The 20,021-nt window shown below is 73.7% G+C and carries 13 protein-coding genes and 1 pseudogene; 6 read left to right on the plus strand and 8 right to left on the minus strand.

The features are described from left to right. Nucleotides 1–20: 20 nt before the first annotated feature. Nucleotides 21–1,220: an FAD-dependent monooxygenase gene (locus ACZ6TD_RS41080; RefSeq protein WP_471346364.1), complete on the plus strand. Its 1,200-nt coding sequence runs from the start codon at nucleotides 21–23 to the stop codon at nucleotides 1,218–1,220. A 23-nt stretch (nucleotides 1,221–1,243) separates the two neighbouring features. After that, entirely contained in the window at nucleotides 1,244–2,257 is a 1,014-nt protein-coding gene (locus ACZ6TD_RS41085; protein ID WP_471346366.1) for a Gfo/Idh/MocA family protein, read from the plus strand. Between the two features lie 208 nt (nucleotides 2,258–2,465). On the opposite strand, the pseudogene lnt reads toward ACZ6TD_RS41085, so the two are convergent. From lnt to ACZ6TD_RS41110, 5 genes and pseudogenes are all read right to left on the minus strand, one after another. Further along, nucleotides 2,466–3,851 (minus strand): annotated as a pseudogene (lnt, locus tag ACZ6TD_RS41090) (apolipoprotein N-acyltransferase); the annotation flags it as partial. Beyond that, a complete protein-coding gene (locus ACZ6TD_RS41095; RefSeq protein WP_471346368.1) occupies nucleotides 3,848–6,334 on the minus strand; it encodes a SpoIIE family protein phosphatase in 2,487 nt (828 codons plus the stop codon). The pseudogene lnt and the gene ACZ6TD_RS41095, both read right to left, overlap by 4 nt. 37 nt (nucleotides 6,335–6,371) lie before the next feature. Beyond that, complete coding sequence (locus ACZ6TD_RS41100; RefSeq protein ID WP_470008158.1) at nucleotides 6,372–7,379, minus strand: ABC transporter permease; 1,008 nt, start codon at nucleotides 7,377–7,379, stop codon at nucleotides 6,372–6,374. Then, complete coding sequence (locus ACZ6TD_RS41105; protein ID WP_471346370.1) at nucleotides 7,372–8,895, minus strand: sugar ABC transporter ATP-binding protein; 1,524 nt, start codon at nucleotides 8,893–8,895, stop codon at nucleotides 7,372–7,374. The genes ACZ6TD_RS41100 and ACZ6TD_RS41105 overlap by 8 nt, the downstream gene beginning before the upstream one ends. Beyond that, nucleotides 8,892–9,905 (minus strand): sugar ABC transporter substrate-binding protein, encoded by a 1,014-nt coding sequence (locus tag ACZ6TD_RS41110; protein WP_471346371.1) that lies wholly within the window; start codon nucleotides 9,903–9,905, stop codon nucleotides 8,892–8,894. The genes ACZ6TD_RS41105 and ACZ6TD_RS41110 overlap by 4 nt, the downstream gene beginning before the upstream one ends. Before the next feature lie 171 nt (nucleotides 9,906–10,076). On the opposite strand from ACZ6TD_RS41110, the gene ACZ6TD_RS41115 reads away from it, so the two are divergent. The 4 genes from ACZ6TD_RS41115 to aspA all read left to right on the plus strand — a co-directional run bounded on the left by ACZ6TD_RS41115 (nucleotide 10,077) and on the right by aspA (nucleotide 14,979). Continuing rightward, the gene (locus ACZ6TD_RS41115; protein WP_201854788.1) at nucleotides 10,077–10,769 is read left to right on the plus strand and encodes a FadR/GntR family transcriptional regulator; all 693 of its coding nucleotides are present in this window, start codon (nucleotides 10,077–10,079) and stop codon (nucleotides 10,767–10,769) included. Further along, nucleotides 10,766–12,205 carry an amino acid permease gene (locus tag ACZ6TD_RS41120; RefSeq protein ID WP_471346373.1) on the plus strand — a complete coding sequence of 480 codons (1,440 nt, stop codon included), beginning with the start codon at nucleotides 10,766–10,768 and terminating at the stop codon, nucleotides 12,203–12,205. The genes ACZ6TD_RS41115 and ACZ6TD_RS41120 overlap by 4 nt, the downstream gene beginning before the upstream one ends. A gap of 117 nt (nucleotides 12,206–12,322) precedes the next feature. Beyond that, a complete protein-coding gene (locus tag ACZ6TD_RS41125) occupies nucleotides 12,323–13,357 on the plus strand; it encodes an asparaginase (protein WP_471358502.1) in 1,035 nt (344 codons plus the stop codon). A gap of 206 nt (nucleotides 13,358–13,563) precedes the next feature. Then, nucleotides 13,564–14,979, plus strand: a complete 1,416-nt coding sequence (gene aspA, locus ACZ6TD_RS41130) for an aspartate ammonia-lyase (RefSeq protein WP_471346375.1) — start codon at nucleotides 13,564–13,566, stop codon at nucleotides 14,977–14,979. Here aspA and ACZ6TD_RS41135 read toward each other — a convergent pair. From ACZ6TD_RS41135 to ACZ6TD_RS41145, 3 genes are all read right to left on the minus strand, one after another. Beyond that, nucleotides 14,962–16,263: a GAF domain-containing protein gene (locus tag ACZ6TD_RS41135; RefSeq protein ID WP_471346377.1), complete on the minus strand. Its 1,302-nt coding sequence runs from the start codon at nucleotides 16,261–16,263 to the stop codon at nucleotides 14,962–14,964. The genes aspA and ACZ6TD_RS41135 overlap by 18 nt on opposite strands. 121 nt (nucleotides 16,264–16,384) lie before the next feature. Continuing rightward, nucleotides 16,385–18,931 (minus strand): SpoIIE family protein phosphatase, encoded by a 2,547-nt coding sequence (locus tag ACZ6TD_RS41140; protein WP_471346379.1) that lies wholly within the window; start codon nucleotides 18,929–18,931, stop codon nucleotides 16,385–16,387. A gap of 164 nt (nucleotides 18,932–19,095) precedes the next feature. Next, nucleotides 19,096–19,896, minus strand: coding sequence for a GntR family transcriptional regulator (locus tag ACZ6TD_RS41145; protein ID WP_471346381.1), 801 nt, complete (start codon nucleotides 19,894–19,896; stop codon nucleotides 19,096–19,098). Nucleotides 19,897–20,021 lie beyond the last annotated feature (125 nt).

A 20,021-nucleotide genomic window follows, 5' to 3' on the forward strand; every position in this document is an offset into this window, starting at 1 on the left:
GTAGTTGACCTGGAGGAGTCATGCGGCAGCCCCGTGCCCTCGTCATCGGTGCCGGAGTCGGCGGGCTCACCGCCGCCGCGGCCCTGCACCGCCGCGGCTGGTCCATCACCGTGCTGGAGCGGGCCGCCCGCCTCGAGCCGGTCGGCGCCGGAATCTCGCTCGCCGCCAACGCCCAGCGCGCCCTGGACACCATCGACCTCGGCGACGACGTGCGCACGCTCGCCGCCTGGCAGGGCGGCGGCGGACTGCGCACCCCCGGCGGCCGCCGGCTCTCCCGGATGGACAGCGCCACCATGGCCGAGCGCTTCGGCGGCCCGCTGGTCCTCCTCCACCGGGCCACCCTCGTCGACCTGCTCGTCTCCCGGCCGCCCGAGGGTGTGGTCCGCACCGGGACCGCCGCCCGGCTGGCCGACCCCGGCGCCGCCGGCCGCCCGGCCCGGGTCACCACCGAGGACGGCGACCACGAGGCGGACCTCGTCATCGGCGCCGACGGCATCGACTCGGCCGTCCGCCGCACGCTCTTCCCGGACCATCCCGGGCCCCGCTACGCCGGATTCACCACCTGGCGTGTCGTCATCCCCGCCCTCGACCGGCCGTTCGAGCCCCATGAGACCTGGGGGAGGGGCCGGATCTGGGGCACCCAGCCGCTGGGGGACGGCCGGGTCTACGCCTACGCGGCGGCCGTCGCCCCGCCCGGCGGCCGGGCCCCGGACGACGAGCGGTCCGAACTGCTGCGGCTCTACGGCGACTGGCACCGGCCCGTCCCCGACGTCCTCGCCGCCGTCGCGCCCGGGGACGTGCCACGCCATGACATCCGGTACATGGCCGAGCCGCTGCCCGCCTACCACCGGGGCCGGGTCGCCCTCCTCGGCGACGCCGCCCACGCCATGGCCCCCACGATGGGGCAGGGCGGCAACCAGGCCATCGAGGACGCCGTCGTCCTCGCCCACCACCTGGCCCCCGACACCGCCGACCCCTCCGCCGCGCTGGCCGCCTACACCCGCGACCGGCTGCCCCGCACGATGGACGTGGTGCGCCGCTCGGCACGCGCCGCCCGCATGATCACCCTCACCAGTGCCCCCGCCGTCGCCCTCCGCGACGCCGCGATCGCCGCCGTCGGCCGCCTCGCCCCCGGTCTTGCCCTCCGCTCCTTCGACGGCATCGCCGACTGGTGTCCGCCCACCCCCACGTATCCTGCGGGGGCACAGCGGAAGGCGTGATCGGAAGAGACCGGGGAGAACACATGAGGGTCGGCTGCGTCGGGCTCGGCGACATCGCGCAGAAGGCGTATCTGCCCGTGCTGATGGCCCGCCCCGGCCTGGAGCCGCATCTGCACACCCGCACCCCCGCCACCCTCCAGCGGGTCGCCGACACCTATCGCGTCCCGGACGCGCAGCGCCACGCCGGCTTCGACTCGCTGCTCGCGGCCGGGCTCGACGCGGCCTTCGTACACGCCCCGACCGACGTCCACGCCGACCTCGTCACCCGGCTGCTCGAGGCCGGGGTGCCCACGTACGTCGACAAGCCGCTCGCGTACCACCTCGCCGACAGCGAGCGGCTCGTGCGGCTCGCCGAGGAGCGCGGGGTGAGCCTGATGGTCGGCTTCAACCGGCGTTACGCGCCCGGCTACGCCCAGTGCCTGGACCATCCGCGCGATCTGATCCTGCTCCAGAAGAACCGCGTCGGCCTCGCCGAGGACCCGCGCACCCTGGTCCTGGACGACTTCATCCACGTGGTCGACACGCTGCGCTTCCTCGCGCCCGGTCCGGTGGACCACATCGATGTGCGCGCCAGGATCCGCGGCGGGCTGATACACCATGTGCTGCTCCAGCTCTCCGGGGACGGGTTCACCGCGCTCGGCGTGATGAACCGGATGAGCGGCTCCACCGAGGAGGTCCTGGAGGTCTCCGGTCAGGACACCAAGCGGCAGGTGCTCAACCTCGCCGAGGTGGTCGACCACAAGGGCCAGCCGAGCGTGCGCCGCCGGGGCGACTGGGTGCCGGTGGCGCGGCAGCGCGGGATCGAGCAGATCACCGACGCCTTCCTGGAGGCGGTGCGCTCCGGGCGGCGGATCGGCGCCGAGGACGCGCTGCGCACCCATGAGCTGTGCGAACGGGTCGTCAGGGACGCCCTGGAGTCGGCCGGTCTGTCCGCCGGCCCGACGGCTGGTCCGACGGCTGGTCCGGCCGCCGGTCCGCTCGCTCATCCGGCGCCCGACCCGGCCGCTGACCGGACGGCCGGTCCGTCCGCCGTCTGAGCGCCCGGCTCCCCTCGGCCGCGCAGAAGACGGCGAGCGCCGCCATCGCCCCGTACACCGGCCAGGGCCCGATCCGCGCATACGGGCTGGTGCCCTGCCCCAGTGGCACCGTGTAGACGGTGGCCGCGCTGGTGCCGGTGGACATCCGGTGGCCCACCGGCTCGCCGCGCGGCCCGAACACCGCGCTCTCCCCGGTCAGCGTGGCATGCACCATCGGCCGCCAGGTCTCGGCGGCGCGCAGCGCGGCCAGCGAGGCGTGCTGCGCGGGCGCCCAGCTCCCCTGGAAGGTCGAGGTCGAGGACTGGACGACGAGCATCCGCGCCCCCTCCCGCGCCAGGGTCCGGCTCATGTCCGGGAACGCCGACTCGAAGCACACCAGCGGCCCGATCCGCAGGGAGCCCGGGAGGTTCATCACCACCGGCTCGGTGCCCCGGTGGCGGTCCTCACCGGCCGCCTTGCCCACCGAGGTGGCCCAGCCCAGCAGCGGCCGGGCCGGGATGTACTCGCCGAAGGGGACCAGCCGCATCTTGTCGTAGCGCTGCCGCGTCGGGCCGTTCGGCCCGATCAGCACCGAGCTCTTGTAGATCCCGGGCATATCGCCGCGCCGCGCGTCCACGTTGACCAGCAGATCCGCGCCGACCGTCCGGGACAGCGCGGCAAGGCGCCGGCCCAGCTCCGGATGGGTGGTCAGATCCTGGGCCACGCTGCTCTCGCCCCACACCACCAGGTCGACACCGCGGCCGGCGAGCTGCCGGGTCAGCTCCGCGCTGCGCTCGAAGCGCGGCCCCGGCCCCGGGACGACCCCCGGCTGCACCACCGCGACCCGCGCCGTCCCGGGCTCCCTGGCCTGCGGCACCCAGGCCCACGCCCCGGCCGCCGCGGCGCCGCACACGGTGAGCCCGGCCAGCGCCACCGTACGGGCGCGGGCCACCGCGATCAGCACGGTCACCGCCACATTCACCAGGACCAGCAGAAAGCCGAGCAGCCAGACCCCGCCCACCGAGGCCAGCCGCAGCGCGGGCGCCACCTGCCACTGGCTCGCGCCCAGCAGCCCCCAGGGGCCGCCGAGGTACTGCCAGGACCGGGCCAGCTCGGCCATCAGCCAGGCGGACGGCAGCAGCACCAGCGCCGCCGCCACCCGCCCGGGGCCCGGGCGGCCGTGCAGCAGCCGGTGCGTCAGCCACCCCCACGGCACCCACAACAGCCCCAGCAGCAGCGCCAGGAGCACGATGAACACATGCAGGCTCGGCATCAGCCAGTGGTGTACCGCGAGCAGGAACCCGGCGCCGCCCAGCCAGCCGTCCCGCATCGCCCGGCGGCCGGTGGGCGCCGAGCGCATCAGCAGCAGCCAGGGCACCAGGGCCACATACGCCCACCACCACAGCGAGGGCGCGGGGAAGGCCAGTGCGGGCAGCGCGCCCGCCGGCAGCGCCATCGCGCCCCGCCACCACGGGGAGGCCAGCCGCCGCCCCCACAGGTCCTCGCCGCCGACCGGCCTCCGCACCTCGGATGCCCCCCTCCTGTTGGCACAGGGCCAGTGTGCGGGAGTCGGCCGATCATGAACAGGGCGGGGGTGCGCCGGAGCGTGCTTCATGCCGATTCCGGGAGGTCTCGTTCCGGGAGGTCTCGTTCCGGGAGGTCTCGTTCTGGGAGGTCTTGTTCGGCCCAGATGAGCTTGCCGCCCTCGGTGTAGCGGGTGCCCCAGCGGCGGGTGAGCTGGGCGACGAGGAACAGCCCCCGACCGCCCTCGTCGGTGGTGCGGGCGTGGCGCAGCCGCGGCGAGGTGTTGCTGGTGTCGGTGACCTCGCAGATCAGCACGTCGTGCCGGATCAGCCGCAGCCGGATGGGGCCGGTGCCGTGGCGGATGGCGTTGGTGACCAGCTCGCTGACGATCAGTTCCGTGGTGGTCATCAGCTCGTCAAGACCCCACTCGGCGAGCTGGCGCATCGCCAGGGAGCGGGCGCTGGCCACGACGGCCGGATCGGAGGGCAGGTCCCAGGAGGCGACGTGTCCGGTGCCCAGACCGTGCGTACGGGCCAGCAGCAGGGCCACATCGTCGGTCTGCGGGGAGGTCAGCAGGGTGTCGATGACCGTGCGGCAGAGCTCCTCCAACGGCAGCACGGCCTGGCCCAGGGCGTTGCTCAGCCGACCGAGGCCGACGTCGATGTCCTGGTCGCAGGTCTCGATGAGTCCGTCGGTGTAGAGGGCGATCAGGCTTCCGGCGGGCAGCTCCAGCTCCGCCGACTCGAACGGCAGCGACCCCAGGCCCAGCGGGGGACCGGCGGGCAGCGCGGGGAAGGTGACCTCGCCCGAGGGGTCCACGATCGCGGGGGTCGGGTGGCCCGCCCGCGCCATGGTGCACCGCCGGGTGACCGGGTCGTAGATCGCGTACAGACAGGTGGCGCCCAGCACCGCGGCCGCCACGCCCTCCTGCCCGGACTCCTCCTCGGTGAGCCGGATGACCAGGTCGTCGAGGTGGGCCAGCAGCTCCTCGGGCGGCAGGTCCATATCGGCGAGCGTGTGCACGGCCGTCCGCAACCGCCCCATGGTGGCCGCGGCGTTGATGCCGTGCCCGACCACATCGCCGACCACCAGCGCCACCCGGGCGCCGGACAGCGGGATCACATCGAACCAGTCGCCGCCGACCCCCCTGCGCGCGTCCGTGGGCAGATAGCGCGAGGCCACCTCGACGGCCTGGCCGCCGCTCAGGGCGTGCGGCAGCAGACTCCGCTGGAGGGCCAGCGCGGTGGCGCGCTCACGGCTGTAGCGGCTGGCGTTGTCGATGTTCAGCGCGGCCCGCGCGACCAGTTCCTCGGCGAGCAGCAGATCGTCCTCCTCGAACGGGTCCGGATGCCGGGAGCGGACGAACGAGGCCACGCCCAGGAGGGCGCCGCGGGCGCAGATCGGAACCACGATCAAGGAGCGCATCCCGAATTCGTGCACCTTCCGCGCCCGGGCCGGGTCGTCGCCGCTCCACGCCTGCAAGGAGGCGTCCAGCTCCGAATCCAGCACGGACTCTCCTTCGAGGAAACAACAGGCGAAGGGCGACGCCGGGGAGATGGTGATCGGATCGCCGCGCGCCGCGATGGACTCGGGACAGCCCTCGTGGATGGACGCCTGGCCGGCGCGCCGGAAGGCCGGGATGGTCCGGGTCGGCCGTGCCGAGGGCTCCTCGCCGCGCAGGACGGACTCCAGCAGATCCACGGTGACGAAGTCGGCGAGCCTGGGCACCGCGAAGTCGGCCACCTCCTGCGCGGTGCGCATGACGTCCAGCGTGCTGCCGATCTGCTCGCTGGCCTCGTTGAGCAGCGCCAGCCGCTCCCGGGCCCGCCAGCGGTCGGTGACGTCGATGCCCATGTAGCACACGGCCACCGGATGGCCCTCGGCGTTGTCCAGGCGGAAGAAGGAGGTCGAGTACGCGTGCTCGCGGTGGGGCGCGGCCATCGTCCAGCCCCGGTACTCGTAGTCGATCACCGGCTTGCCGGTCTCCAGCACCTTCCGCATCTGCGCCTCGAGCGCCTCGGTGTCCAGCCCCGGCAGGCACTCCGCCATCCGGCGGCCCATCCGCTGCTCACGGGGCAGCCCGCCGTAGCGCTCCAGCGTGTCGTTGAGCCACACGTACCGCAGATCCGGGCTGAGCACGGCGATCCCGACCGGCGACCGGGTGAGGAACGCCTGGAGCAGCGAGCCGCTGAGCGCCCAGGTCGGGATGGAGCCCACGTCGATCGCGGAGACCAGCCAGGCGACATCGCCGTCCGGGTCGCGCATGGCGGAGATCCGCAGCCCCACCTCGATCCGGCGGCCGTCCCGGTGCCGGAGCCGACCCAGGCCGCCCCACCCGTCGTGCTCCTGGCACCATGAGCCGATCGCCCCGGCCTTCGTGGCGTCCTCCGGCGCCGCCAGCAGCATCCTGGCCGACTGCTTCATCGCATCCGCCGCCGGATAGCCGAGGAGTCTCTCCGCCGTCGGGGTCCAGCCGATGATGGTCCCCGTGGCGTCGATCAGCGCCGAGGCCGCATCCGCCATGTCGAACGGGACATGCGTCTCGGTCGGCGCGATTCCCTGGGGGATGGCCATCGCACCCGTCCCCTCTGCGGATACATTTCCCTTAATACTATGACTCCTGCGCCTCCCCGGTGGTGAGCCGTGCGACCACGAGCGCGACGAGGATGATCCCGCCGTAGATCGCCTGGATCCAGAACGACGACACCTGGGCGAGGGTCAGCAGGTTCTCCAGCATCCCCAGCAGCAGGGTCCCCAGCAGCGCCCCCAGCAGGGAGCCCCGGCCGCCCCGGAGGCTGATCCCGCCGATCACCGCGGCCGCGAAGACGGTGAAGATCAGGCCGCTGCCCTGATTGGCGCCCAGCGCCCCGACCCGCCCGGCCAGCACCAGCCCCGCGACCCCCGACAGCGCCCCGCCGATCGCCAGCACCGCCCACCCCACCCGCCCGGTCCGGATGCCCGCCGCCCGGGCGGCGGGGGTGCTGCCGCCGATCGCGTACACCGCGCGGCCGTGCCGGTGGTAGCGCAGCACGAACCCGGCGAGCGCGAAGCACAGCGCCGTCAGCCACACCGAGATCGGCACCCCCAGCCAGTCCCGGGAGCCCAGGGCGAAGAACGCGTCCGGCGCGCTGAACAGCGTCCTGCCCGAGACCAGGCCGATCAGCACACCCCGCAGCACGATGTTCATCGCCAGGGTCACGATGAATCCGTTCAGCCCCAGCCCCACGATCAGCGCCCCGTTGACCGCGCCCACGCCCGCGCCCACCAGCGGGATCAGCAGCAGCCCCGCCCAGGTGGGCCACCGGGTGCCGAAGCCCGCGTCGGCGGCCGGGATGACGACCAGGAAGCCGAGCGCGGGGGCCAGGCCCGCGATGGACTCCAGGGAGAGGTCCATCCGGCCGCTGATCAGGATCATCGCCTCGGCGAGCACCAGCAGCCCGAGCGCGGAGGACGCCCCCAGGATGTTGACCAGGTTGTCCCGGGTGAGGAAGCCGGGGTTGCCGAGGGCGCCGATGACCAGCAGCAGGACCACCGCGGGCAGCAGCGCCAGATCGCGGATGCCGAGCGGGACGAGACGGCGGACGCGGCCCGGCGCGTGGGGCGTGCGGAGGTCAGCCATGGCCGGGGGGAACCCCCTCGATCGCGGCGATCAGCTCCCGCTCCGCCCAGCCCGCCTCGTACGCGGCGGTCAGGAAGCCGCCCGCCATCACCAGCACCCGGTCACAGGCCCGCAGGTCCTCCGGCTGGTCGGAGACCAGCAGCACCGCCCGCCCCTCGGCCCGCGCCCGCAGCGCGACGCCCAGCAGGGCGTGCCGGGACCGCACGTCCACCCCGGCCGTCGGGTCGATCAGCACCAGCACCCGCGGATCCGTGGCCAGCGCGCGGGCCATGGCCACCTTCTGCTGATTGCCGCCGGACAGCGCGGTCACCGGCTGCGCCGGGCCCTCGGTGGTGATCTCCAGCTCGTCGATGGCCCGACGGGCGAGGGCGTCGCGGACCGAGGGCCGGATCAGCCCGCCGGGCCCGAGCCGCCCGCTGACCGGCAGCGTGATGTTCTCGGCCACCGACAGCTGGGGGACCAGCCCCTCGGTGTGCCGGTCGCGGGGCAGACAGCCCACCCCGGCGGCCAGCGCCGCCGGGACGCTGCCGGTCCGCAGCGGCCGGCCGAGGATCTCGATCCGCCCGCCGGTGGGCCGGTGCAGACCGGCCAGGGCCGCGCCGAGCTGATGGCTGCCGGAACCGGCCAGCCCGGCGAGGCCGGCCACCTCCCCGGCCGCGAGGCTGAGGCTGACGTCGTGGAAGAACGGCCCGCTGAGCCGGTCGACCCGCACCGCCACCGGCCCCTCGCCGCCCGGCCGCGGCGGGGCGGCGGGGGCCGGGGCACGGTACGGCTCGGCGGGCCCGCCCGTCATCGCCTCGATCAGCGCCCGGGCGGGGAGCTCGCCGACCGGTGCGGTGACGATCCGGCGGGCGTCCCGCAGGACGGTGACGGTCCGGCAGACCTCGTAGATCTCGCCCAGCCGGTGCGAGATGTAGAGGAAGGTGACCCCGGCGTCCTGGAGCCGCCGCATATGGCCGAACAGCCGCGCGGCGGCCCGGCCGTCGAGCTGGGCCGTGGGCTCGTCGAGGATGATGAAGCGGGTGCCGCGGGACAGCGCGCGGGCGATCTCCACCATCTTGGCGTCCTCGACGCTCAAGGCCCGCGCCACAACGTTCTCGGGCACCGCCACGCCCCAGGTGTCCAGCAGGGCGCGGGCCTCCCGGCGCAGCCGCCGCCAACTGACCGGCAGCCCCCGTGAGGTGACCGGACGGCGGCCGAGGAACAGGTTCTCCGCGACCGTCAGTTCGCCGATGACCATCGAGCGTTGGTGGACACAGGCCACCCGGCGGTCCCACGCCGCCCGGTCGGCGAGGGCGGGGGCGGGCTCGCCGTCGTAGGCCACGGTCCCCGCGTCCGGCCGCTCAAGGCCAGTGAGGATCGCGACCAGCGTGGACTTGCCCGCGCCGTTGCGGCCGACGAGGCCGTGCGAGGCGCCCGCCCGTACGGCGATCCCCGCGTCCCGCAGGGCCACCGTGGGCCCGTACCGCTTGGTGATCCCGCGCGCCTCGGCCAGCGGGGGCGGCTCCCCGGTCATACCCGGTTGCCCCACAGGGAGCGGTCGTCGACATTGGCCCGGGTCACCAGCGGGGCGGGCAGTTGGTCCTCCAGATTGCCGCCGCGCAGCCGGACGATGGTGCTGCCGTGGTCGGTCGGCCCGGTCCTGAAGGGCTTCCCGGCCATGGCCTGCTTGATGTAGCGCATGGCGTAGACGGCGTAGAGGTCCGCGGGCTGGGAGACGGTGGCGTCGATGAGGCCCTTACGGATCGCGTCCAGCTCCTGCGGGATCCCGTCGTTGGAGACGATGGCGATGTGGCCGCGCCGGCCCACCGGGACCAGGGCGCGGTGGCGCTGGAGGGTGCGCAGGGTGGGCGCCAGATAGACGCCGCCGGCCTGCAGGTAGATGCCCTTGATGCCGGGGTGGGCGCTGTAGAGGGCCTCCAGACCGGCCGCCGCCTTCTCCGCCTCCCAGCCCGCCGGGATATCAAGGATCTTGATGTCCGGGTAGTGCCGCGCCATGCAGCGGTCGAAGGCGGCCGTGCGGTCCCGGCCGTTGACCGAGGCCAGATCGCCCTCGATCTGCACCACCGTGCCCCGCCGCACGGCGCGGCCGAGGCTGCGGCACGCCTTGACGCCGTACGCGCGGTTGTCGGCCCGGACCACGATGGCCACCCTGCCCCGGTCGGGGGCCACATCGACGGCGACGACCGGCACATGGGCGCGCCGGGCGACGCTCAGCCCGGGGCCGATGGCGGCGGAGTCGATCGGGGAGACGACCAGGCCCTTGATGTCCTGGGCCAGCAGATTGTCGATATCGGTGATCTGTTTGCTCGGGTCGTTATCGGAGTTGACCGTCGGCAGCACCCGTACGCCCGCCTTCCTGGCCTGCTTCGGGATGTCGTCGTTGTACGCCTCCCAGAAGGGCGAGGTGAGCAGCGGCAGCACCACGCCGACCTTGCCCGACTCCGCGCCCCCGCCGCAGCCCGCGACGGCCGGGCCGCACAGCAGGAGCAGGGCCGCGGTGGCGGTGGTGAGGCGGTGGGGCATGGGGTCTCCGAAGTTCGGGATGAATACTCCATATCACCACAGAGCGGGCGACGGGGAGGGGAAAGCCGACCCTTGACAACCCTCCGGTGTACGCCTGAGGATCGCCGCGTGAACTTGTCAGACAGCCAGACAGGTGGCTCCGGATCCGTCTCCCCTCGTCGCGTCAGCGCGATGGAAGCGGTTCTCACCCACCTCCGCGAAGCGATCGAGCGCGGCGATTACGCGGTGGGGGACAAACTCCCCTCCGAGGCCGAGCTCTGCCGTCGCCTGGAGGTGAGCCGGCCGGTGCTCCGCGAGGCCCTCAGGGCCCTGCAGACCATGGGGCTGACCGCCTCGCGCACCGGCAAGGGCACCTTCGTCATCTCCAGCGGCCCGGTGGAGGATCCCACCTTCGGCGACTACGCCGCGAGCGACCTGCTGGAGGTACGCCGGCACATCGAGATCCCGGTGGCGGGCTACGCGGCCCTGCGCCGCTCCGCCGAGGACCTCGACCACCTGTCCCATCTGCTGGAGCGGATGGAGCGGGAGACCGACACCACCGCATGGGTGGCGATGGACACGCTGTTCCATCTCGCCGTCGCCCAGGCGGCCCAGAACCCGGTCTTCCGGCGGGTCATCGAGGAGATCCGCGATGCCCTGGCCCGGCAGTCGGCATTTCTCAACGAACTCGGCGGCCGCCGCGAGCAGTCGAACCGGGAGCACCGGGCGATCGTCGAGGCGCTCGCCGACGGGTCCGAACACGACGCGGTGGAGGCCATGTCCCACCACCTCGAACGCGTGGAGACCACCCTGACCTCCATCGTGCGGCCCGCCGCGGCGGACAGCCGGACGACAGCACCGACGGAAGGCGGACAGCAGGCGTGAGCGAGCAGTCCCTCCGGCAAGAAGACCGCCCACAGCACCAGGCCGGGAGCCCCGCGCATGTGGACGCGGGCGACGCCGGTTACAGCAAGTCCCTCAAGGCCCGGCACGTCAACATGATCGCCATCGGCGGCGCCATCGGCACCGGCCTCTTCCTCGGCGCCGGCGGGCGGCTCAAGGACGCCGGGCCGTCGCTGGCCCTGGCGTACGCGGTCTGCGGCGTCTTCGCCTTCCTGGTGGTGCGCGCCCTGGGCGAGCTGGTGCTGCACCGGCCCTCCTCCGGCGCGTTCGTCTCCTACGCCCGTGAGTTCCTCGGCGAGAAGGGCGCCTTCGTCGCGGGCTGGATGTACTTCCTGAACTGGGCCACCACCGGGGTCGCCGACATCACGGCCGTGGCGACGTACACCCACTACTGGGGGATGTTCACCGAGATCCCGCAGTGGGTGATCGCCCTGATCGCGCTCGCCGTGGTGCTCACGGTCAACCTGATCTCGGTGAAGATCTTCGGTGAGCTGGAGTTCTGGTTCGCGATCATCAAGGTCGGCGCGCTCGTCGTCTTCATGGCGATCGGCATCTTCCTGCTGGTCACCCGCGAGCAGGTGGCCGGTGGCAGCACCGGCCCCAGCCTGATCACCGAGCACGGCGGCGTCTTCCCGCACGGTGTGCTGCCGATGCTGCTGGTCGTCCAGGGCGTCGTCTTCGCCTACGCCTCCGTGGAACTGGTCGGCGTGGCCGCGGGCGAGACCGAGAACCCCGAGAAGATCATGCCCAAGGCGATCAACTCCATCATGTGGCGCGTGGGCCTGTTCTACGTCGGCTCCGTGGTGCTGCTGTCGATGCTGCTGCCCTCCAGCTCCTACTCGGGCGACCAGAGCCCGTTCGTCACCGTGCTGTCCAAGATCGGCGTCCCGGCGGCCGGCGGCGTGATGAACCTCGTCGTGCTCACCGCCGCGATGTCCAGCCTCAACTCCGGGCTGTACTCCACCGGCCGGATCCTGCGCTCGATGGCGATGTCCGGCTCCGCGCCCAAGTTCACCGGCGCCATGAGCCGCACCCATGTGCCCTACGGAGGCATCCTCCTCACCTCCTTCTTCTGTGTGCTGGGCGTGGGCCTGAACTATGTGGTGCCGAGCAAGGCGTTCGAGATCGTGCTCAACTTCGCCGCGATCGGCATCCTCTCGACCTGGGCCATGATCATGCTCTGTCATCTGCTGTTCTGGCGGCGCGCCCGGGCCGGCCAGCTCAGCCGCCCCGGCTACCGACTCCCCGGCTCCCCGTACACCGAGATCGTCACCCTGGGCTTCCTCGCCTCCGTCCTGGTCCTGATGTGGGCGGACGGCGGCCCCAGCCGACTGATCGTCATGGCGCTTCCGGCGATCCTGGCGGCGCTGGCCATCGGCTGGTACGCGGCCCGCAGCCGGATGAAGGACCCTTCGTGAGCCCGTACTGAGGAATCGTTTCTCCGCGCGGCCGTACCACCCCCGGACGCCCTCTCCCTCCACCACCACCCGGAGGAATCCCACCCCGTGAACACCCCCGACCACGAGAGCACCACCATGAACACCCCCCTCGGACGGACCGACGACGCGACCCGCCGCACCCCGGCCGAGCCCCCCGCCATCCGTGCACCCCGCCATGTGCCGCTCGCCCATGTGGTGCGCGGCGGGGCCATCGAGGGCGTCCACCACGGCTCGGTCGTCGTCCTGGCCGCCGACGGCCGGGTCGCGTTCCAGGCCGGCGACATCGACGTGGCCTTCTACCCGCGCTCCGCGCTCAAGCCCGTCCAGGCCGCCGGCCTGCTGCGGGCCGGACTGCCGCTGGACGGGGAGCTGCTGTCGCTCACCGCCGCCAGCCACTCCGGCCAGCCGCGCCACCTGGACGGCGCCCGCCGCATCCTCGACCAGGCCGGGCTCACCGAGGCCGACCTCCGCAACACCCCGGACCTGCCGTACGGTGCCGCCGAGCGCGACGCCTGGCTGCGCGACGGCGGCGAGCCCACCCGGCTCGCCCAGAACTGCTCCGGCAAGCACGCCGCGATGCTGCTCACCGCCCGGCTGCGCGGCTGGCCGCTGGAGGACTACCTCGACCCGGCCCATCCGCTGCAGCGGCTGATCGCCGAGACCGTGGAGGACCTCACCGGGCAGGGCGTCGCCCGGGTCTCGGTCGACGGCTGCGGCGCGCCGCTGTTCTCCGTCTCCCTGCGCGGGCTCGCGACGGCCGCCGCCCGGATCGCCTCCGGCGCCATGGACACCCCCGAGGGGCGGGTGGCGGCCGCCCTGCGCGCCCACCCGGACATGGCGTCCGGCACCGACCGGGACGTGGCCCGGCTGATGCGTGCCGTACCCGGCCTGATAGCCAAGGACGGCTTCGAAGGCGTGCAGATCGCGGCGCTGCCCGACGGGCGGGCCGTCGCCGTGAAGATCGCCGACGGTGCGGACCGCGCCCGGATGCCGGTGACCGCCGCGGCCCTCGCCCACTGCGGGATCGACCCCGGTGTGCTCGCCGAGTTCGCCACCACGCCGGTGTACGGCGGCGGGGCCGCCGTCGGCGGTGTGCACCCCACCGACGTCCTGGCCCCGCCCACCGCCTGAGAGCCTGTGTCCTATCCCCGGTCGGATCAGCGTGCGGCGTCTGGTGCGTGCGATCGCAAGGCGCCGGAGCGCCCTCGTGGCGGAGCCACTTGGGCGTTTCGGCAACGCGGCGAGCGTGCGTGCCAGACGCCGCACGCCCGGCCGGGGATAGGACACCGGCTCTGACCCCGCCCACCCTCACGAGGAACCGAGGAAGACCGCACACCATGAGCGCAACCGGCTATCGCCGCGAACACGACCTGCTGGGCGACCGCGACGTCCCCGCCGACGCCTACTGGGGCATCCACACCCTGCGCGCCGGCGAGAACTTCCCCATCACCGGCACCTCCATCTCCGCCTATCCGCACCTGATCAGCGCCCTGGCCGCCGTCAAGGAGGCCGCCGCCCGCGCCAACGAGGACCTCGGGCTGCTCACCTCGAAGAAGGCCGACGCCATCGCGGCCGCCTGCCAGGAGATACGCCGGGGCGCCCTGCACGACCAGTTCACCGTCGATGTGATCCAGGGCGGCGCCGGGACCTCGACCAACATGAACGCCAACGAGGTGATCGCCAACCGGGCGCTGGAGCTCCTCGGCCACGAGAAGGGCGACTACGCCCACCTCCACCCCAACGAGGACGTCAACCTCAGCCAGTCCACCAACGACGTCTACCCGACCGCCGTCAACGTCTCCACGATCATCGCCGTCCGTGAGCTCCACGCGGCCATGGAGACGCTGCGCCGGGCGTTCGCCGCCAAGGCCGAGGAGTTCCGCGACGTCCTGAAGATGGGGCGCACCCAGCTCCAGGACGCGGTGCCCATGACGCTGGGCCAGGAGTTCTCGGCGTACGCCGTGATGCTGGAGGAGGACCAGAGCCGGCTGCTGGAGGCCGCCACGCTGGTGCACGAGATCAACCTCGGCGCGACCGCCATCGGCACCGGCCTCAACGCGCCCAAGGGCTACGCCGAGGCCGCCCGCCGCCACCTCGAGGCCATCACCGGGCTGCCGCTGGTCACCGCCGCCAACCTGGTGGAGGCCACACAGGACTGCGGCGCCTTCGTCCATCTGTCGGGCGTCCTCAAGCGCATCGCGGTCAAGCTCTCCAAGAGCTGCAACGACCTGCGGCTGCTCTCCTCCGGCCCGCGGGCCGGGCTCAACGAGATCAACCTGCCCCCGGTGCAGGCCGGTTCCAGCATCATGCCCGGCAAGGTCAACCCGGTGATCCCCGAGGTGGTCAACCAGGTCGCCTTCGAGGTGATCGGCAACGACGTGGCCATCACGATGGCCGCCGAGGCCGGACAGCTCCAGCTGAACGCCTTCGAGCCGATCATCCTGCACTCCCTCTCCGAGAGCGTCACCCATCTGCGTGCCGCCTGCCTGGTGCTGGCCGAGCGGTGCGTCGCGGGCATCACCGCCAACACCGAGCGGCTGCGCACCTCCGTGGAGAACTCCATCGGCCTGGTCACCGCGCTCAACCCGTACATCGGCTACAGCGCGGCCACCAGCATCGCCAAGGAGGCCCTCGCCACGGGCCGCGGCGTGGCCGAACTCGTCCTGGAGAAGGGCCTGCTGCCCGCCGACCGCCTGGCCGAGGTCCTGCGCCCGGAGGAGGTCGCGGGGCAGCCCTCAGGGCTCCGTTCGTAGCCGCGCGACGGCCGGGGCCGAGCTGTGGGGGAGCAGTTCGGCGGGGTGGTCCGGGGTGGCCACGGCGATGCGGACGCTGTCGGCGATGCGGTAGGGGCGGTGCGCCAGCACCGCCCCTACGCGGCCGCGCAGCCGGGACATCGCGGCCCGTACGGTCACCGTCCGCGTCGGGTCCCCGAACAGGTCCTGGGCCAGCTGGGCCGCCGTGCGCCCCTCGGGGTGCGCGGCGAGCACCAGCAGCACCTCGGCGTGGCGGGCGCTGAGCTCATGGGTCCAGGTGCCCGAGGGGCCCGAGAACGTCAGGGTCCAGCGGTGCGGATGGCGGACGTCCAGCAGCAGATCGCCCCAGCCGGCCGGGCCGCCCCCCTCGGAGGTCTCGCCGTCCAGCACCCGCAGCAGATGGCCGCCGGGCAGCGGCTCCACCGCGCACGAGCCGAGCGCGGGCAGCCACACCGGACCGTCGTACGGCGCCTTCGGCAGCAACAGCCGGCGCTCGCGCGGGGTCACCCCGGTGACCCCGGCGATCCAGCCGTGCTGGTCGACCACCACGGCCTTGCCGCGGATCCGCGCCAGCAGCGGCGCGGCGACCGCGCGCAGACCCTCCAGCTCCCGGCTGTGGGCGAGGCGCAGTTCGCCCTCGGCCCACCGGGCGGTCGCGGTGACCAGGGAGAGCACCGTCGGATGGGCGGTTGCGGCGGGGCCGCTGACGTCGATGACGCCCAGCAGCCGTCCGTCGCGCGGGTCGTGGACGGGGGCGGCGGCGCAGCTCCAGGGGTGGAAGGCGCTCACGAAGTGCTCCGCCGAATGCACCCGTACGGGGGACTGCACGGCGAGCGCGGTGCCGATTCCGCTGGTCCCGGCGACGTCCTCGGCCCAGTGCGAACCCTCCACGAGCGCGATGCCGTCGGCCTGCCTGCGGACGCCCCGATGGCCGTCGATCCAGAGGATCCGGCCCTCCGCATCGGCGATGATCATGATGTGCGCGGCCGCCTCCGCCGCCTCCAGCAGGCCGTCCCGCAGGGTGGGCAGCACCTCGGCCAGCCGGGTCTGCCGCCTCCGCCGCTCCAGTTCGTCCAGGCCCAGCGGCCGCTGCGCGCGGCCGTGATCGGGGTCGAGGCCCAGGCGCAGCATCCGGTCCCAGGAGGCGCCGATCACCGGTCGCGCGGGCAGCGGAAGCCGTCCCCGGCTCAGCGCCGCCTCGCGGATCACCGCCATGAGACGGGCCGATTCGGCGGGGCTCAGCGCGGCCAGGGGACTGGCGTCGCGTGGGTGCTGGGTACGCATGGATGGCAGCCTTCAGCCTCTGCTGAGCGGGGCTTCGTTGCTCCGCGATTGTAGTGAAGAGGTGCGGCGGGGGCCGCGGTCGTGAAGCCGTGGAGGGGCGACCGCGACGATGCGCGGCCCTTCAGGCCGTGGGCCCCTCCAGGGCGGGCACGGCCAGTTCGGCCCAGATGGTCTTGCCCGTGGCGGTCTGCCGGGTGCCCCAGCTCTCGGTGAGCTGGGCGACCAGCAGCAGTCCGCGGCCGCTCTCGTCGAAGGCACGGGCGCGGCGCAGATGCGGTGCGGTGGCGCTGCCGTCGGAGACCTCGCAGATCAGGGCCCGGTCATGGATCAGCCGCAGCCGGATGGGCGGGGTGGCGTGCCGGATGGCGTTGGTGACCAGCTCGCCGACCACCACCTCCATGGTGAAGGCGGCCTCCTCGACCCCCCACGCGGCCAGCCGCCCGGCGGCCTCCCGGCGGGCCCGGGCCACCACGGCCGGGTCGTCCGGCAGCTCCCAGGTGGCCACGCGGTCCGCGCCCAGCCCCCGGGTGCGGGCAACGAGCAGGGCGATGTCGTCGGTGGGGTGGCCCGGCAGCAGCCTGGCCGACACCGCCTGGCAGAGGGCGTCCAGCGAGGCGGCGGGCTGGGCGAGGGCGAAGCGCAGGGTGTCGATCGCCTTGTCGACGTCCCCTTCGCGGGACTCGATCAGACCGTCGGTGTAGAGGGCCAGCAGACTGCCCTCGGGCAGGTCGAGCTCGACCGTCTCGAACGGCAGGCTCCCCAGCCCCAGCGGCGGTCCGCTGGGCAGGTCGAGGAGGGTGGCGGTGCCGTCGGGCGTCACCAGCACGGGCGGCGGATGCCCGGCCCGGGCCAGCGAGCAGCGGCGGGAGACCGGGTCGTAGACCGCGTACAGACAGGTGGCGCCGACCTCCGCGTCGGTCACCTCGACCGCCTCCGCCGAGTCCACGGCCTCCGCCGAGTCCGGTGCGCCCGTCGCCTCAGTTGCCTCAGGCGCCTCCGCCGCGCCCGGGCCGCCGGGGCCGCTCTCCGTCTCGTCCGACTGATGGTTGATCAGGTCGTCCAGGTGGGTGAGCAGCTCATCGGGGGCGAGATCGACGTCGGCGAGGGTGCGCACCGCCGTACGCAGCCGACCCATGGCCGCCGACGCCCGGACGCCATGGCCCACCACATCGCCGACGACCAGGGCGACCCGCGCGCCCGACAGCCGGATGACGTCGAACCAGTCGCCGCCCACCCCGGACCGGGAGTAGGCCGGCCGATAGCTGGAGGCGACCTCCACCGCGGCGCTCGGGGGCAGGGTGCGCGGTAGCAGACTGCGCTGCAGGGCCAGCGCGGTGTGCCGCTCGTGGGTGTACCGCCGGGCGTTGTCGACGCAGACGGCGGCCCTGGCCGTCATCTCCTCGGCGAGCAGCAGATCGTCCTGCTCGAACGGCTCGGGGCGGCGGTGCCGGGAGAAGGTGGCCACCCCGAGGGTGGTGCCACGGGCCCGCATCGGAACGGCCATCGTCGAATGGAGCCCGAACCGGCGGATCATGGCGGCCCGGTCCGGGGCCTCGTCGGCCCACCGGGCGACGGCGGGGTCGGTGACCCGGTTCAGCATCGCCCGCTCGGCCTTCAGAGACTCGGCAGGTGGGGAGAACTCGGGGTAGGCGGCCACCTGCCCCGGCTCCAGCACGGCCTCCGGGCAGCCCGCGAGGACCGACCGGCAGGCGACCCGGCGCAGCAGCACATGGCCGCCCGGCGGGCCGGGGCGCGGCTCGCCGCCGTCGTGCACCGCGGGCAGCAGATCGACCGTCACGAAGTCGGCGAGCGCGGGGACGGCCACATCGGCCAGCTCCTGCGCGGTCCGGTCGATGTCCAGGGTGCTGCCGATCCGCACGCTGGCCTCGTTGAGCAGCGTCAGCCGCTGCCGGGCGGTCAGCTGGGCCGTCGTGTCGTGGGCGGACAGCATCACGGCCGCCGCCCGGCCCTCCTCGTCCAGCAGCGGGGCGACGACGGCGGACCAGGCGAGGGGGCGGGGGCGGCCGGGCATGGGCGTGGCCAGCTCCAGCCGCTGCCCCTGGCCCGTCTCCAGCGCCCGCCGCATCGTCCGCTCGGCCGACTCGGATTCGGGGCCGGGCAGGATCTCCGGAATCCGCAGCCCCCGCATCTCCTCCTGGGCCAGGCCCATCACCCGCTCCAGGTCGTGGTTGGCCCAGCGCAGCCGCAGTCCGGTGTCGCAGACCGCCATCGTGCAGGGACCCTCGAGGAAGGAGCGCCGCATCAGCTCCTCGTCGGCGGCGGCGTCCCCGGCGCGCGGCACGGCGGAGACGATCAGCCACTCGGGGGCCCCGGCGGACGAGGTGCGGCGGTGCGCCAGCAGCCCCAGCTCCACGGTGGAGCCATCGCGGCGCAGCAGGGTGACCCGCCCGTTCAGCCGGGCGGGCGGGGAGGGGGAGCGCAGCGCGGCCGGCACCTCGGCGCGGGCGCGAGAGGAGTCGTGGAGCAGCTCGGCCGCCGGTCTGCCCACGATCTCGGCGGGGCGGTAGCCGAGCAGCCCGCGGGCCGCCTCGTTCCACTGGGTGACGATGCCGTGCTCGTCGACCGTGGCCTTGGCGGTGGCCCCCTCGCCGAGGAGATCGCCCGACCGGACGGACCGCTCGTCCCGCGGGGTGTCCGGTCGCGTCATGCTGTCATCTCACCCTTGCCCCGGGTCGTCCGCCGTGGGCGAGGTGCCGGCTCCTCGTGGCGCCCTTGGCGGAGAGTGAACCAATGGTCGCGTCTTCAAGTATGCCCACGGTGAGAGGGGGCGGCCCACGGTGCGGCCGGCGGATCACGGCCGGGAGCCGCCGGTCAGGAGTCGACCGGGAACTCGTACACCAGCTGATACCGGCCGGCCGGGACGACGATGTCCGCCGTCTCCACGGCCCGATCTCCGCTGTAGTACGTGCGCTCCAGCGCCTCGACCACCGAACCTGCCGCGATCTCCAGCAGCGACGCCTCCTCCGCCGACGCCGTGCGCGCCACGACGGCCTCCACCGCCCGGTCCACCGGCAGTCCGATGTGCGCCATCCGCGCCACCACCCCGCGCCCCGCCAGCGGGCCCGCCTCCGGCAGCGCGACCGGTGTGCCGCCCGTCAGCTCCAGCGGCTCCCAGCTCGTCGAGATCATGGCCCGCTCGCCAGCGGTCCCCTCACGCGCGGCGCCCGCACCGCTCCCGTCGCCGCTCCAGAACACATACGCGCTCCGCACCACCTGCGCCCCGGACGCCAGCCCCAGCCGTTCGGCGATCCCCGGCGGCGCGGTCAGCGTGGTGGAACTCCCCTCCCGCCGGCCGCCGCCGTGGCCCGGCAGATCCAGCACATACGGAGTGCCGCTGAGCCGTCCGTCGTGCCATGAGCGCAGCATCCGGCGCAGCGCCCGGGGCTCGGTCACGTACACCCCGCTGCCCGCCCGGCCGTGCACCAGCCCCTCGGCCATCAGCACCCGCACCGCGGAGTTCGCCACGTTCGGGCCGACGCCGTAGGTCCGGGCCAGTTGGGCACGGGAGGGAAGCTGGGCGCCCGCCGGGAGCCGGCCGTCCTCGATCCGGCGGCGGAGGTCCCGGGCCAGGCGCAGATAGGCGGGTGGCTCGGGTGGTTCGGATGCGGTCATGGTCGTGTCGTCTGCTTCTTCTCTTGTACGTCCGTAGGTCGCGCGGGGCTCCGGGGCTCCGGGAGGGTGACTGTGACGGATACCACAGCCCCCGGCCTGATGCACCAGATGGGCACCGGGCCGGA

This window comes from Streptomyces yongxingensis, assembly GCF_055597465.1.